The sequence below is a fragment of the Macrococcus bovicus genome, assembly GCF_004359575.1.
Lineage (GTDB): Bacteria > Bacillota > Bacilli > Staphylococcales > Staphylococcaceae > Macrococcus > Macrococcus bovicus.
In genome coordinates, this window is sequence record NZ_SCWF01000012.1 from 1 (window position 1) to 15,184 (window position 15,184).

At 40.6% G+C, this 15,184-nt stretch carries 18 protein-coding genes; 8 read left to right on the forward strand and 10 right to left on the reverse strand.

All coding sequences use genetic code 11. The features are described 5' to 3' along the window. Positions 1 to 177 precede the first annotated feature (177 nt). From ERX55_RS09425 to ERX55_RS09430, 3 genes are all read right to left on the reverse strand, one after another. Positions 178 to 804, reverse strand: a complete 627-nt coding sequence (locus ERX55_RS09425; RefSeq protein WP_133452326.1) for a hypothetical protein — start codon at positions 802 to 804, stop codon at positions 178 to 180. A 109-nt stretch (positions 805 to 913) separates the two neighbouring features. After that, positions 914 to 1,075, reverse strand: coding sequence for a hypothetical protein (locus tag ERX55_RS11460; protein ID WP_165983770.1), 162 nt, complete (start codon positions 1,073 to 1,075; stop codon positions 914 to 916). A 766-nt stretch (positions 1,076 to 1,841) separates the two neighbouring features. Continuing rightward, a complete protein-coding gene (locus ERX55_RS09430; RefSeq protein WP_133452327.1) occupies positions 1,842 to 2,045 on the reverse strand; it encodes a helix-turn-helix transcriptional regulator in 204 nt (67 codons plus the stop codon). 125 nt (positions 2,046 to 2,170) lie between these two features. On the opposite strand from ERX55_RS09430, the gene ERX55_RS09435 reads away from it, so the two are divergent. The 4 genes from ERX55_RS09435 (at position 2,171) to ERX55_RS09445 (ending at position 5,235) form a co-directional block, all read left to right on the forward strand. Further along, positions 2,171 to 3,052, forward strand: a complete 882-nt coding sequence (locus ERX55_RS09435; RefSeq protein WP_133452328.1) for a helix-turn-helix domain-containing protein — start codon at positions 2,171 to 2,173, stop codon at positions 3,050 to 3,052. 95 nt (positions 3,053 to 3,147) lie between these two features. Beyond that, positions 3,148 to 3,282: a hypothetical protein gene (locus tag ERX55_RS11630; RefSeq protein ID WP_279512559.1), complete on the forward strand. Its 135-nt coding sequence runs from the start codon at positions 3,148 to 3,150 to the stop codon at positions 3,280 to 3,282. Positions 3,283 to 3,757: 475 nt separating this feature from the next. Beyond that, complete coding sequence (locus ERX55_RS09440; protein WP_133452329.1) at positions 3,758 to 4,993, forward strand: tyrosine-type recombinase/integrase; 1,236 nt, start codon at positions 3,758 to 3,760, stop codon at positions 4,991 to 4,993. Positions 4,994 to 5,046: 53 nt separating this feature from the next. Then, the gene (locus tag ERX55_RS09445; protein ID WP_133452330.1) at positions 5,047 to 5,235 is read left to right on the forward strand and encodes a hypothetical protein; all 189 of its coding nucleotides are present in this window, start codon (positions 5,047 to 5,049) and stop codon (positions 5,233 to 5,235) included. Between the two features lie 353 nt (positions 5,236 to 5,588). On the opposite strand, the gene ERX55_RS09450 is transcribed toward ERX55_RS09445, so the two are convergent. Genes ERX55_RS09450 through ERX55_RS09460 form a run of 3 tightly spaced genes read right to left on the reverse strand, consistent with a single transcriptional unit; the run spans position 5,589 to position 7,380 of the window. Then, a complete protein-coding gene (locus ERX55_RS09450) occupies positions 5,589 to 6,386 on the reverse strand; it encodes an NAD kinase (RefSeq protein WP_133452331.1) in 798 nt (265 codons plus the stop codon). Positions 6,387 to 6,397: 11 nt separating this feature from the next. Then, complete coding sequence (yjbM, locus tag ERX55_RS09455; protein ID WP_133452332.1) at positions 6,398 to 7,021, reverse strand: GTP diphosphokinase; 624 nt, start codon at positions 7,019 to 7,021, stop codon at positions 6,398 to 6,400. A gap of 14 nt (positions 7,022 to 7,035) precedes the next feature. Continuing rightward, the gene (locus tag ERX55_RS09460) at positions 7,036 to 7,380 is read right to left on the reverse strand and encodes a UPF0738 family protein (protein ID WP_133452333.1); all 345 of its coding nucleotides are present in this window, start codon (positions 7,378 to 7,380) and stop codon (positions 7,036 to 7,038) included. Between the two features lie 116 nt (positions 7,381 to 7,496). Between ERX55_RS09460 and ERX55_RS09465 the strand changes: the two genes are divergently transcribed. The 3 genes from ERX55_RS09465 to ERX55_RS09475 are packed head-to-tail and all read left to right on the forward strand — an operon-like array spanning position 7,497 to position 9,289. After that, positions 7,497 to 8,087 carry a CYTH domain-containing protein gene (locus ERX55_RS09465; protein ID WP_165983771.1) on the forward strand — a complete coding sequence of 197 codons (591 nt, stop codon included), beginning with the start codon at positions 7,497 to 7,499 and terminating at the stop codon, positions 8,085 to 8,087. Positions 8,088 to 8,126: 39 nt separating this feature from the next. Continuing rightward, complete coding sequence (locus ERX55_RS09470; protein ID WP_133452335.1) at positions 8,127 to 8,495, forward strand: globin domain-containing protein; 369 nt, start codon at positions 8,127 to 8,129, stop codon at positions 8,493 to 8,495. Between the two features lie 14 nt (positions 8,496 to 8,509). Beyond that, a complete protein-coding gene (locus ERX55_RS09475; protein ID WP_133452336.1) occupies positions 8,510 to 9,289 on the forward strand; it encodes a DsbA family protein in 780 nt (259 codons plus the stop codon). Positions 9,290 to 9,807: 518 nt separating this feature from the next. Here the strand turns inward: ERX55_RS09475 and pepF are convergent. The 4 genes from pepF to spxA form a co-directional block, all read right to left on the reverse strand. Then, positions 9,808 to 11,622: an oligoendopeptidase F gene (gene pepF, locus ERX55_RS09485; RefSeq protein ID WP_133452338.1), complete on the reverse strand. Its 1,815-nt coding sequence runs from the start codon at positions 11,620 to 11,622 to the stop codon at positions 9,808 to 9,810. Between the two features lie 50 nt (positions 11,623 to 11,672). After that, positions 11,673 to 12,644 (reverse strand): competence protein CoiA, encoded by a 972-nt coding sequence (locus ERX55_RS09490; protein WP_133452339.1) that lies wholly within the window; start codon positions 12,642 to 12,644, stop codon positions 11,673 to 11,675. Positions 12,645 to 12,716: 72 nt separating this feature from the next. After that, positions 12,717 to 13,391, reverse strand: a complete 675-nt coding sequence (gene mecA, locus ERX55_RS09495) for an adaptor protein MecA (RefSeq protein WP_133452340.1) — start codon at positions 13,389 to 13,391, stop codon at positions 12,717 to 12,719. A gap of 100 nt (positions 13,392 to 13,491) precedes the next feature. Continuing rightward, positions 13,492 to 13,887 (reverse strand): transcriptional regulator SpxA, encoded by a 396-nt coding sequence (spxA, locus tag ERX55_RS09500; protein WP_133452341.1) that lies wholly within the window; start codon positions 13,885 to 13,887, stop codon positions 13,492 to 13,494. Positions 13,888 to 14,148: 261 nt separating this feature from the next. Here spxA and trpS point away from each other — a divergent pair, with 261 nt between their 5' ends. Continuing rightward, a complete protein-coding gene (trpS, locus tag ERX55_RS09505) occupies positions 14,149 to 15,141 on the forward strand; it encodes a tryptophan--tRNA ligase (protein ID WP_133452342.1) in 993 nt (330 codons plus the stop codon). Positions 15,142 to 15,184: the final 43 nt, after the last annotated feature.

The window sequence follows — 15,184 nt, forward strand, 5'->3', positions numbered from 1 at the left end:
TGGTGACTACATTATATAAGAGAGCTTCTTTTTTTGCACTTAAAAACGGAAATTCCTCAATGGAATTTCCGTTTTTCTTTCGAGTCATTATATAAATCGTAGATTTAGTTATTTATGTCCCAGACTCCTTTGAACAATCTAAAAATAAATTACTTTAGCCATCTCTAATAAATAGATTTAATCAAAATTTCTTGAAAGTTGCGAAGTTACTTTCTTTGTAGTCTCCATTACTTTAAATAGTTGTTTTGAAACTTCTTCTACATCATACCCTTGTCGTTTTTCATCTTGTTTATTTAGCATCCATACTAAATTTCTTACTTGTTGCCACAATAAAAAAATATCATCTTGTAAATTAGTATCTATAGCAATAAATTCCTCACTATTTATAATACGATCTAAGTTTATTGGTACTTCTAATAAATCTATATACTGGTTACTAAAAGTGCTTTTATTTAAAGGATTAAGCTCTAGAGGTTTTACATAATCAGCTAGCTTCACATATTCATTATATCTAACATAAAAATCACTAATTCTTACTACATTTGTATACACAGAATAATAGATTTTCTTCGCCATATCATTCTTTCTAGCGTTCTGTTCCGACTTATAGAGTAAGAGTGCATTATCTCCAGCTACCTTAGCTCCTAAATATGAACCTCCGACAGTACTAAATAAAGCTATAATACTGATGATTACTGTTATCCCTTTTTCATTTACAGCTATATCGTCCATATTAAAAATTGACCCAAAACCAATAAGTAATAGCATCAGGATTATTAATAGAAAAATTGTAAATAACAGCATTTTATTTCTCTTCAAAGTATCACCATCCAATGAATTTAATATAACAAAATTTTTCGTCAATTTGCTAAAAGATACTGATGTTCTAAAATATTATAAAAAACCTCTCTAATCAGAGAGGTTTAATTTTACTGTTTTTTTGGTGTTTAGCTTTATTCTTCTTATTATATCTTTTAATTTGATGTTCTAGCTTCTTTATGGAAGAAATTTCTGGTTTAACTTCAACAATAACTTTACTTTTTAATGCAAAATGTTCTTTAAGTGTTATAGCCATAATTTTACCTCATTTTTATTTTTTTTAGATAACACAAAATAAAAATTTCAAAAAAACATCAAAATAAGGATTAAAACGCCTGTTTTGAAGCCTAGAAATTGCCGTTTTTTTAGCGAATTATTCTACTTTTTTTAATTGCTTACTCTGAATTTTTTTCGAGCGAATTTTGTATGAGTTTGGGGAGGGCGCCGTTGTTTCGGCTTGGTTTCCTAGAAATTTAGTAAGGGGGGTATTAAATAAGTCATTGAGTCAATAGTATTACTTTAAAATTATAGTTTGTGTATGAATTTTAATCATTCATTATTCTAGAAGAAATATATTTTTATAATACGCCTATGCCCTGGCCATACCTTACTCACGATCATGCTCATGCCTGGGCATTACACCTTACTCATGCCCAGGCTCATACCTGGCATCACACCTTACTCATGCCCAGGCTCATACCTGGCACTACACCTTACTCATGCCCAGGCTCATACCTGGCACTACACCTTACTCATGCGTGTGCCTATGCCCTCGGCACTGCACCCTACTCATGCCTGTGCCTATGCCTTGGCATCACACCTTACTCATGCCCAGGCTCACACCTGGCATCATACCTTACTCATGCTTGTGCCTATGCCCTCGGCACCACACCTTACTCATGCCTGTGCCTATGCCTTGGCTCTTTAACTTCTTTTTCATTCATTACTGTATTTTGTGGAGTTGGTACGATTGCCAGGTTATTCATTACTTCACCTCCTCATTCATAGAAAAACATAGCAAATTAGTTAAAAAAAATTTCGTCTATTGTGATTTTCGGAAAAGCTTCTTTTCTAAGTAAATCTCTAAATATTAACATTTCGCTGTTTTTAAACGAGGTTTTTCCGTTCTCTTTCATACGATAAGCTTGAACTGAGATATTATAAACCTTAGCCATATCTTCTTGTGTCATTCCTAACATTTTTCTATATCCTACGACTTTTAACATTAACTCACCTCCAAAACATAGTAAAACATAACTTACAAAAATATTATATTATCTCTTTTGTTTATAGTCAATTAAAACATAGAAAAACATAACTATTTGTTATATAATTTTATTGAGGTGGTATGATGGATAAAAAAGAAGTTGGAAAGTCTATTAGAACTATAAGAGAAAATTTAGGTTTAACAATGGCTCAATTTGGAGAGAAAATAGATGGTGTTAAATCTGGAGTAGTTTCAAATTGGGAAAATGGAAAACAATTACCCAATAAAAAAAGATTAAAAATTATAGCTGATATTGGCGGTATCTCTGTAGAAGATTTACTATATTCTAACGAAAGATTCAAAGATAGATTTAAGAGATTGAGGAATCAAAGCAAATTAACAGCTTCTGAGTTATCTACGTTATTAGATATTGATGAGAAAGAGATAGATTATATTGAGAATAATATGTTACCTTTCATAAAGAATGATCTTATTAATAGTGCAGCTGAAATATTTGGTGTACCCTCTTCATATTTGCTAGGAGTAGATAACAATTTCTTTCAAATAGATGAAAATATTGAAAATTACTTAAAAGATTACTTTTTTATACATCGTCGCAAAGAACTTTTTGCATCTTACATCTCAGATGAGGATATTTTAAAAGCTTATTTTCAATCCTTAAAATTAGCTGCTTTATATCAACCTTATCTTCTTAACAATAATAGCTATGATGGTAAGACTTTGAATGAAAAGTTAGATAGTTTATGCAAAGAAGCCACCGCTTCTGTAATCACTAATGAAGATTATACAAATATCGGTTCTATAAATAAGACAATTTCTTCACTTGAAAACTTATTAGGTGAATTAGAGGCTTACTTTTATGATGGTCGCCATGTTTCGAAAGAGTCACTTATTGTTTACAATCTTCGAGAAAATGCAGATGAAAAATTATATAACGATTTAAAGAGTATTATTAACGAATCAATTTCTAAAGTTAATCTAATTAAAAAATATTATAAAGAATAAGCATCGGAATATTGTTCCGTCCCTACCTATAGGCTCTATAACTAACAGTTACAGGGATCACGATCTTAAATATATAGAAGATAAGGAGGCTCAATATGAAGCGGATAGATCAACAGTTAAATCGTCCTGGCATTGAAATATTTAATCAATCATCACAACTAAACAACAGTCGTTCTGACTTTCCTGTTAAGCTAAGTCTTTTTGTTATGGACTTTTTTAACCGCTTCTAATGGTGTGAATATAAAGCACTACCTACAAGCGTATTTATAACTACACTTGTTAAAAGGGGTCGGCATTTCACCGCTCCCCTCTGTAGCATCATCACTTTTAAAAGTTGATCTGCTCAATGTTCAAATTTGAGCCTTATCATCTTCTATACTGTCAGTCATTTTAGACTAATAGCTCTATAACCAATAGTTATAATGCTCTCACATTTAAGGGCTGTCACTCTAAGATAATCACGCGGGCCATGGTGTCGGTTAACCTATTTTTATATCCAATTGAACTTAAAGCTAAATTAACCTGAGTGCGATATTAACGGACTCAGCCACTAGAAGTAATGTTTCGGATGTATCAGCTGAATATTGCTCCTATCAGATCAGCATCAGTTATCATTTTTTCACTACTGTTATTCAATCAGTCAAACTATTAACGATCTGACCGCTTCTATCGTGGCCAGGCATACTATATAAGGTGGTGTCATATATGTGGAGTGAGAAGTTTACTAATAAAGATGGTCAAGAGCAGTACCGCTTCTATGAGAAGTACAAGGACCCGTTAACGGACAAGTGGAAGCGTGTCAGTGTTGTAATGAACAAGGACACTAAGCCATCTCAGAGAGAGGCTAAAAAGCAGTTAGAAGAGAAGATAAAGAATAAGTTAGATGACAAGACACCTATCTCATTGAAGTCATTGACGTTTCACCAGGCATGTGATGAGTGGTTTGAACGCTACAAAATAATATCGGGGTCTAAGCAGTCCACCATCATAACCAAATATCATCGAGTAGATCATATCAAGCGAAGCATAGACAGCGATATATTAGTTAAGAGCATGAACGCTACCACCTTTCAGCATCTAATAGATAACCTGATAAATGATAATATATGCTATAAAGGCGTCAAGGACTCTATGAGCATCATTAAGAATATAATGAAGTACCTACAGAAGAAATATAAGCTGGCTGATATATCTTATCTTGATGATGTACAGATACCTAAACAGGCAAAGACTCGAGAAGAAGTTAAAGCTAAAAGAGAGAACTATCTCGAAATGAACGAGATCATGCTGATAGTTGATAAGCTGAACGATATGGCCAGCAAGAAGAGAGCTGGAAGCTATATCCGCTCTAATATGATGAGTGCTTATATAGTGGAGTTCATGGCTCTAAATGGCATGCGTATAGGTGAACTGTTAGCTATACAGCCCGAAAATATCGACTTTGAAGCTCAGACACTGGAGATTGATGGAACGATTCACTGGATTCAAGGTGAAGACGGACACGGCACCAAGGACACGACAAAGACAGAGGCATCCTACAGAACTATCTCGCTGACAAGTAGAAGCTGTGACATATTGCGTAAGGTCATGTTAGAGAACAAGAAAGCTATACAGTGGGAGAATGAATATACAGATAGAGGGTTTATCTTTACTAATCACTTTGGCAATCCTATGGGTCTTTCTTCTATAAACCGTAACATCAAGCTGGCTATTGAAGATATTAAGGATGACCAGGGCAAGCGACTGATCACCAAACATGTAACCACTCACACGTTACGACATAGCCATATTTCTTTATTAAGTCAGCTGGGTATATCACTACGGGCCATAATGGATAGAGTTGGCCACACTGACCATAAGACCACATTACAGATATATAGCCATATGACTGAGCAGATGGATAAGGATATGATGACTAAGCTGGAAGCGGTCAGCAATTAGAAAATACTTTAAGTCCATAATCGGACGTAACTATAAAATAAGGAGATGAAGACATGACAGATCCAATTACATTCATATTGACTAGTATCATCATGCTTACAATGTTTGTTGTATTGTTTGCCATTACAGATAGGGCGTTAAATCATTTCTCAAAGGAAAAACACCCCTTTGATTTAAAATTTGCTGTTATAAATGGAATTATAGTAATGATTTTCTATTATATTTTTAGTAGATATCTATAGCTTAAATACTTTTGAATTTAATTTCTAAAGGTCCGGAACTGTGTTCCTATCCTTCATATAAGGGAGTAATAGCTGTTTACTCCTTCTTATATTAATACGCTCAAATATGAGCCTATTCTAGTCCTCTATCAATCGTCCAGGTTATGCGTAAGGATTGTTTACGCTGATCTGCTCTGTACCAGGTAGATGCTATCCTATTTTAGGACTGCACAACTCTTAAAAATCACATGATTATCTCTCAGCGTATCCAGTAGTTAAACAAGTTTGCCCTTTTTCTGCCCTTTTTGATATCAAAAATCACTAAAAAGAATCCTCTAACGCTTATCGTTAAAGGATTCTTTGAATTTTAATTATTATTCACTCGCAATAAAGGAATCATGCACGCGTTTCCAGAAAGGAAATGGACGGAAACGGGCAAATCTTATTTTTTCGTCTGCCACCCGGTACTGGATGGACTTAATACCTTGATGTTCACTTGTGATGTGATCAATCGTCAGCATAAATTTCCCTTTATTCACCGGGGTGACTTGAAGTGTATGATGCTTCGGCAGGATCAGCGGACTGCCGACTGTCCGGAACACGCGGTTGTTGATGGAAGCGATCTCCGTCATCTGCATCGCTTCCAGTGACGGATGCATCAGCGCACCGCCCAGCGCTTTATTATACGCTGTAGACCCGCTAGGCGTGGACAGACAGAGTCCGTCTCCTCTGAAACGTTCAAAGTGCTGGCCACGAATATCCACATCAACGACCAGTGTCGCACCGTTATGGGTTTTGATAGTCGCTTCATTCAGAGCGAGAAATCGTGTTTCGCGTCCCTGTTCGTAACGCACGATTGTTTCAATGAGCGGATACTCTATGCGCAGCATCGGTTCATTCTTGATGGCGATGATCAGCTTTTCGACTTCATGCGGCAGCCAGTCTGCATAGAAACCCAGATGACCTGTGTGAATACCGACGAAGCTGCAGTCATCCAGCCGATGACTGTATGTATGGAAAGCCTGGAGAAGCGTCCCGTCGCCTCCGACAGAAATGACGATGTCCGGCTCCTCAGTATCCTGAATCATATCGAAGTCCTTCATATAACTCATCATCTTCTGTTTAAGGGCATCACTTTTTGAATCGCCTTTAGATAATATCGCAAATTTCATATGCGTTCTCCTTATCGTTCACTTCGTTGTTCGGTATAGAACTTCTGCGCTTCAATAATCTCTTCCCGGATCTCAGACATCTCCTGGTCGAGCAGATAGGCCGCCTCTGCCGCGTTTTCAAGACGCGTCTGAATCTGCGGCGGATAATCACCGTCGTATTTGTAACGGAGCGTGTGTTCAATCGTCGCCCAGAAATTCATGGCCAGTGTGCGTATCTGTATCTCCGCCAGAATAAATTTCTGGCCTTCAAGCGTCTCGATCGGATAGCGGATGATGACATGATAGGAACGATAGCCGCTTTCCTTTGTCTCCTTGATGTAATCCCGCTCCTCAACCACTTCAAAATCTTTGCGGTCACGCAGCAGCTGAACGACTGTGTCAATGTCGTCAACGAACTGACACATCATTCTGAGACCCGCGATATCATACATTTCCTCAGACAGTTTATCGAATGGAATTCCCCTTTGGTTGGCCTTTTCGATGATACTCGGAATCGGCTTCACCCGACCTGTCACAAATTCTATCGGTGAAGAAAGCCCTGCTGACTGATACTGCTTGCGGATCCCTTTTAACTTCATTTTAAGTTCATCTATCGCCTGTTTATAAGGCGCTAAAAATATGTCCCATTGATTCATACGGACTCACCCCTTTATAACGCGAATACCTCTTCTACTTTCTCGGTAAATGCTTTGCCGTAGTTATGGTTATCTTTAATATTGTCGAGTAATAATTCAAATTCCTCAGCGAAACGGATCAGTTCAATCGTTCCGTATAAATACCAGTCTTTGTCCTTGTACTGGCTCATCATCTCCCACGTCTCTTCTACGAAACGGAGATGCTGGTAACGTGCGCCATCATCCAGCTGATAGACGAACTGAAAATGATCGCTGTCTGTAATCATCTGACCGGTCGCTGTCAGCTCGAGTGGCTCCTCTGCAGTAAAGACATGGACCTGATCATCCACTAACTTGATTTCATTAACATGTAAATTCATTATAATCTCTCCTTTGACAAACATATTTTATCACAAAAAAGCGCTTCAATATAGAGAATCCCTCTGACTTTACTTCAAATAGATTGTCCGCCATAATAAGTGTTGGAGGGGATAACGTGGAAGAATTAGAAATTGAATTCAAGAATTTAATCGACTACCCTGTATACGACCGGCTACGCAATACTTATTTTAAAGAAGCGGCAGTGATCACTCAGACGAACTTTTATATAGACAACGCCCATGAAGAGATTGCGGCAGCACGCATTGCGCTTCGTATTCGCGATACAGGTGACAGTCTGATGATGACACTGAAAATCCCGCAGGAAATCGGTAACATGGAATATCACGGCGAGATTCATCCTGCGATTCTCGATGAAGAGCATATCGATGAAAATCAGCTGCCTGAGAATATCAGACAGCAGCTGGAATCACATGGTATTGCGCTGGACTCTCTCTCTATCGTCGGTGCATTGTCGACAGAACGACGCGAGATTCCTTATGACGGCGGCCTGCTTGTACTCGATGCCAGCCATTACCTGGATACAGAGGATTTCGAGCTAGAATATGAGGTGTCAGACTACGAGAGCGGCTTAGAGAAGTTTGAGACTTTTCTCTCACAGCAAGGCATCCAGTCCAAGAAACCCCTCAATAAAATTCAGCGCTTCTACGCCAGACATAAAGCGCTTACAAGCAAATCACTTTCATAATTCCATATAAGTGATATATTAGAGTAAAGGACGAAAAATATGGTTACACCTTATGAAGCAATCGGGCAGGATACTCTTGAAGCCGTCATCGATCGCTTCTACTCTTATGTAGAAGACGATACAAGAATCAATCATCTTTTCCCAGGTGACTTTACCGAGACCGCCCGCAAACAGAAGCAGTTTTTAACACAGTTTTTAGGAGGACCTTCTCTTTATACAGCAGAGCACGGTCATCCTATGCTCAGAATGCGCCATCTTCCTTTTAAAATCACGACATTCGAACGTGATGCCTGGATCGACGATATGACCCGTGCACTGCATGATTTCGATATGGACAGTGAACTCAGAACATTTATATTGGAGCGTCTCAAAATGACTGCCACACATATGGTGAATTCTGAAGAATAAACGCAGGTGATTGCATGAAACCTTTACAGCTTATTGAATGCCAGACGAATATTCCACTGCAGCCGTTAAAGAAGATTGAGATCTACTCTTTTTTCGATCCCTTCTGCAAGGACAGCTGGGAACTGAAGTCTATCCTTCGTAAACTGCAAATTGAATATAACCCGTATATAGAGATCAAGCATATCTTACTGCCGACATTGCGCATCCTGACAAAATGCCAGGCACAGAGCACGACGGAAGATGATAATATCGCACTCGCCTATAAGGCCGCTGAACTCCAGGGACGTAAGAAAGCTGCTATGTTTCTGCGCTACCTGCAGAATGAGACCATGACGAAAAATGATATTATCACGCGCGAGCTTTTGATGCAGTCAGCAGCGAAGGCACAGCTGGATCTTGATACTTTTGCTGAGGACATCAGAAGTATTCATGTCACGAACTCGCTGAAAGTCGACCAGCATATCGCCCGTGAGATGGAAGTGACGATGTCTCCGACGCTTGTTTTCTTCAATGAGAATTATGAGGATGACGGACTGAAAGTAGAAGGCGTCCAGCCGTATGCCATTTATACGTATATCATCAATGAACTCATTGAAATGGACATCGAGAAAGAGCTGCCACCTACCATCTATGATTATATCGCGCAAAATGAACTCGTCAGTGAGACAGAGCTTGATATCATTTATGAATGGCCGAAGAAGATACTGGACCGTGAACTGAAGAAGCTGAAGTTAATGAGTTTGATCGAAGAAGTCAATTATAATGACAACAAATACTGGCGTAAAACAGAGTGATCATCCCGTGTGATGGTCACTCTTTTCTTATTTATGGAATTGTTTGAATATGAGTGGTGCTTTATATGATGTATCGTCCCGCAGATCCCGTTTGCGGGACGTTGCTTACAGGATGCGCTGCGGTTTCACCGTGTATCGTCCCGCAGATCCTGTTTGCGGGACGTTGCTTTACAGGATGCGCTGCGGTTTCACTGGGTATCGTCCCGCAGATCCTGTTTGCGGGACGTTGCTTACAGGATGCGCTGCGGATTCACTGGGTATCGTCCCGCAGATGCCGTTTGCGGGACGTTGCTCAGGCTATCGCTCTCTCTATCCCTTTCTTCCTTAAAAAAAGACAAAAAAAATACCGTGTCTGTATACACGGTATTTTTAACAAAGGGGATGGGAGAAATTTTCACTCAAACAAAGGGGTATGTTTGGTATGTGATAAATTTCATATTGGTAATATATCATGATTTTCATATCATCGCAATAATATATATCCAACTTCACATTATTGTCATAATGAAAGCGTTTTATTAACTGTTATACATTTTTTTGATTAATTTTTCAAACTCATCTAAGCGTGTTTCAAAGACTTTGCAGGCCTGTTCTATAGGTTCGCTCGTCGTCATATCAACACCCGCCTTCTTCAATACCTCGATCGGATAATCTGAGCTGCCGGCTTTCAGGAACTCATTTATATAACGCTCGACTGCCGGCTTTCCTTCAGAGAGAATCTGATTGCTTAAGGCTAATGCCGCACTGTAGCCTGTCGCATACTGATACACATAGTAGTTGTAGTAGAAGTGCGGGATACGGCTCCACTCTTTAGAGATATTGTCGTCTGTTTCCACCGCATCGCCGTAATACTTCTGATTCAGCTTGCCATATTCCGCATTCAGACGTTCTCCGGTCAATGGCTCATTATTCTGGGCAAGTGTATGGATCAAGTGCTCGAATTCAGCGAACATGGTCTGTCTGAAGACGGTCCCTTTAAAGCCTTCCAGCTGATAGTTAAGTAAATATAATTTTTTCTTCTCATCTGTCAGCTTCTGATACATATGATGGGCGAGCAGCGCTTCATTACAAGTTGAGGCCACTTCAGCGACAAAGATCGAGTAGCCAGACATATTGGACGGCTGATTTTTTCTTGAGAAATAACTGTGAGCTGAATGACCGAACTCATGGGTTAGTGTAAAGGTATTGTTCACCGTATCTGTCCAGTTCATCAGAATGAATGGATTCGTGCCATATGAACCAGATGAATACGCACCGCTTCGTTTTCCTTTATTCTCATAGACATCGACCCAGCGATTGTTCAGGCCCTCCTCGATAACAGCTGTATACTCCTCACCCATCGGTTCAAGTGATTCAAGTACCCATTTCTTCGCTTCTTCATAAGTCACTTCAAATTTCTCATCCTGTACGAGCGGTGTGTACATATCGTACATCTTCATCTCTTCCAAGCCGAGCAGTTCCTTACGCAGCTTCGTATAGCGATGTAAGAGCGGCAGATGTTCATGAATCGTCTTGATCAGATTATCATAGACCGCCTCAGGAATATCATTGTTGCTCAGCGCCTGCTGCCGCGGCGAATCATAGTGTCTCACTTTACTTGAGAATACCGCGGCTTTCACTTTACCGCTCAATGTCTGCGACAAGGTATTATTGAACTGGCCATAGGCACGGTACACTTCATTATATGCATTTTCGCGGAGTACGCGGTCTTCTGACTCCAAATATTTGCTGTACGTCCCTTGTGATAAAGGATGCATCTGCCCGTCTTTATCCGCGACATCTTCAAATTTCAGGTCAGCATTGTTGAACATACCGAATACATTACTCGGAGTAGACAGCGCCTCACTCGCCTCAGCTAAAATCTTTTCTTCCTTATCAGACAGGACGTGCGCTTTCTTTTTCATGATACGCTCCAGATCAAACTTGTAGCGCTCAAGCTCCGGCTTCTCCTCTATAAAGCTGGCGATTGTCTTTTCGTCGATCGTCATCAGCTCCGGCAGCATAAAACTCCAGGCGCTGGATAACTTGGCAGCAAGTGAGGCCGCACGCTGTTCCATCCCTGCATAATGGGCATCAGATGTATCCTGATCATGCTTTAAGTGTGCATATGTATAGACCTTGCCTAATTGCTCATCAATCTCACTATCCAGTAGGAGCGCCTGATATAATGTCTCCGCACTGTCTCCGAGGTGGCCCTTGACTTCTTCCTCGCGCCCGATGTAACTTTCCGTCTCTTTCAATGCGGCTTCAAAAGCGGCATCGTCTTTAAAGATAGTGGTTAAATCCCATGTGTTTTCTAATTTCTGTTCTGCTCTAGTGATTAGTTCAGCCATATAATTCCCTCCAAAAAATAGATTATTTTAATTTTCTCACTTTTCAGTCATTAATGCACGCATAAATTCTTATAAGCGGCTAAATACTGTGCGACGAGGTCAGCTGCCAGCTCATGCTCAGTAAAATGCGTATGCACACCGTAATAATCCAGCTGCTCCGCAAATCGTTCCACTGAATAGGTCTTCTTCTTCAGCATCAGAAGCAGGACACTCTGCCAGGTGATGGGATGCGTCCTTATATAGAACTGAAGCGGCACCACAATGCCGATAGATAACGGCAAAGTCCGGTGATTGATGCCCAGCTGATAGAGGGCGCTCAGTGTCGGTTCCCTTATATCCTTCATCTGCAGACAGCGTCTGATGAAACTGTTCTGCAGTGCTCTTGTTATACGATAAGATTGTCTGACAACGGCTCTTTCACGCGTGAACGACTCAAAACCTGTCACCTTATATCGTTCATATGTCACAGCAAGTGTCGGCGTGACATCACACAGCTGATAGCAATAGAACTGATCCTCACTCTTATGGTAGCTGAAGAGCTGCATGCGCTCAGTCGTGACGAGCGAGCGCTGAAATGCTGTCAGCTTCAGGGCCCCGCCTGTCCGCGATAAAGCCTCGTCATCTGTTATCCAGATGACAGCCATATTCAATTGTCTGTACCCCGCGCTCCTGCGTAATATGGCATCGACCGGAATGACAGACAGCTGCAGCTCGACGGCAAGTGTCCTGTCTACCAGGATATCCGGTATCTGTTCGATCTCACTCAGAAAATATTCCATACTGACCTGATGCTCTCTCGCCATATCATAGAGATGATGCTTCCCCTGCAGATGTGCGGGTGATTCTGTCTTATAGCTTGATTTATGACAGTCAATCACACGCTGATGCGAGAAATGTGCAATCTTATAGCGACCCTGCTTTAAGGTCACGGGTTTCAGACATACCGGACAGCGATAGCGAATCTTTAGATCAGCCTGATGTGCATGCGTATAGATGCCCGCTTCTGTGACAGCGATCAACATAAAAACACCCCCTACTTAATAATCGTAGAGAGTGGACATTTTTATTTTTAAAGTTTCTGTAGTTTGTGTAAATTATACTGAGAAATAATGTCTCACTTGACGACGCACATTATAACTCATAATGACTTTACCGTATTCCTCAAGCATCGGATGATTCATCTTAGAAGGATTCGCGTACTCAAACAGATGCGCCACATAGTTGTCCATCGCGTCTTCTGTAGCCCGGTTGTCAAAATGAACATAATAATAATATTTGTTGTCATACATATAGAGCAAGTCTTCCATATCCACTTCCATGCTGTCCGCATGACTGAACTGAATGACTTCTTCCAGGCTGCGGAACTCTGCGACTAATTCACGGCTTTCCTTACGTGTATTTGTTTCTGATGCTCTGTCCAGTAAATCCGCTACGCCGTGGTTATGTTCCAGCGCTTTATTCAAGTATTCATTGACCTGATATTCAAGCTGATCAGCTGTCTCTTCTTCAGGAGGGTGCAGGAAATCATCATGCTTTGACTTCGTCACAACGAATTCGATCCCTTTGTCGAAAGCATGTACCTGAATCCATAGAGGACCTTCGACCGTAAACTCCTCTTCTTCATTGATTTCTTCCATCATGGACCAGAAGAATTCTTCCCCTTTACGACGGTTCATCCACAGGTCATCCTGCCTGAAACCTCGTTCTTCAATATCACGATAAGTCAGATAAAATTTAATCGTTGACTCGTTAATGCGTTCTATTCTCATCCCAATACCTCCTTACCGATGAGTAGTATCATTATTGTATTATACTCACCGGTAAAAACCTAACAATTTGATTAAAAAAAGCTACCTCCAAAGAGGCAGCTTAGTCAACCATACGTTGAGCTTCAAGAAGCTGGAATGTACGGACTTTACGTGGTAGGAAACGACGAATCTCATCTTCGTTATAGCCAACTTGCAGACGTTTTTCGTCCAGGATGATCGGACGACGAAGGAGTCCCGGGTTGTCCTGGATAATCTGATAAAGTTCCTGCAGCGGCAGCGCATCGATATCGACATTTAATTTCTGGAACGTTTTAGAACGTGTTGAGATAATCTCGTCTGTTCCGTCTTCTGTCATGCGTAAAATTGCTTTTATTTCGTCAATGGATAAATTTTCTGAGAAAATATTGCGCTCCGTATACGGAATATCATGTTCTTGTAACCATGCTTTCGCTTTACGGCAAGATGTGCAACTAGGTGAAGTAAATAATGTTACCATACATCTCACACTCCTAATAGTTTTAATTGAGATTAGTGATGAATCATTTAATTCTCTATTCCCTCGTGTCAAGTCATTAAACCTGATACCAGAAATTCCATCTGCTAACCTTATGACTTTATTATAATGAAAGAAAATGAGAATTAAATGAGAAAAATGAATTAATTTTCATTTTTCAATAATTTTTCGCAAAGTCGTCATATTTAACGTCAGGCTGAAATAGTGTACAATATAACAAACACCTTGAAAAGGAGCCTCGCTATGGAAACTTTATTTTCAGGCATTCAACCGAGTGGTATTCCGACAATCGGCAACTACATCGGTGCACTCAGACAATTCGTCGATATCCAGGACGATTACGAATGCTATTTCTGCATCGTCGATCAACATGCTATCACAGTCCCTCAAGATAAGAAGGCACTTCGCAATAATATCCGTTCACTTGCTGCACTCTATCTCGCAAGCGGCATCGATCCTGATAAGGCTACGCTCTTCATTCAGTCGGAAGTACCCGCTCATGCACAGGCTGGCTGGATGCTGACTTCTATCTCGACTATCGGTGAACTGGAGCGTATGACACAGTATAAGGATAAAGCGAAAGACCGTAAAGAAGGCATTCCTGCCGGTCTGCTCACCTATCCGCCGCTCATGGCTGCCGACATCCTGTTATACAGCACTAAGATCGTCCCTGTCGGTGATGACCAGAAGCAGCATCTTGAGCTGACCAGAGACCTCGCAGAACGTTTTAACGCGCGCTATAATGACATCTTCACGATCCCTGAAGTCCGCATGCCGAAAGTCGGGGGTCGTGTCATGAGTCTGCAGGAACCGACTAAGAAGATGAGCAAGTCCGACAGCAATACAAAGGGCTTTATCTCCCTGCTTGATCCACCGGCCACCGTCGCGAAGAAAATCAAGAGCGCCGTTACGGATTCTGAAGGCGTCGTCAAATTTGATACAGAGAACAAACCGGGAATCTCCAACCTGCTGACCATCTACTCTATTTTCAGCGGTGAGACGATTGAAGCGCTTGAATCAAAATATGCCGGCAAAGGCTACGGCGAATTTAAAAGTGATCTCGCTGAAGTTGTCGCAGACTTTATCACACAGTTCCAGGAAAAATATCAGTATTATATGGAGTCGGACGAACTGGATGCCATTTTAGACCGCGGTGCCGAGAAAGCGAGCCTAAAAGCGAATAAGATGCTGAAAAAAATGGAGAATGCGATGGGCCTCGGCCGTAAACGCAAATAAATCACGGTCTTCTGACCGTGATTTTTATATTCAAAAAAGGAGC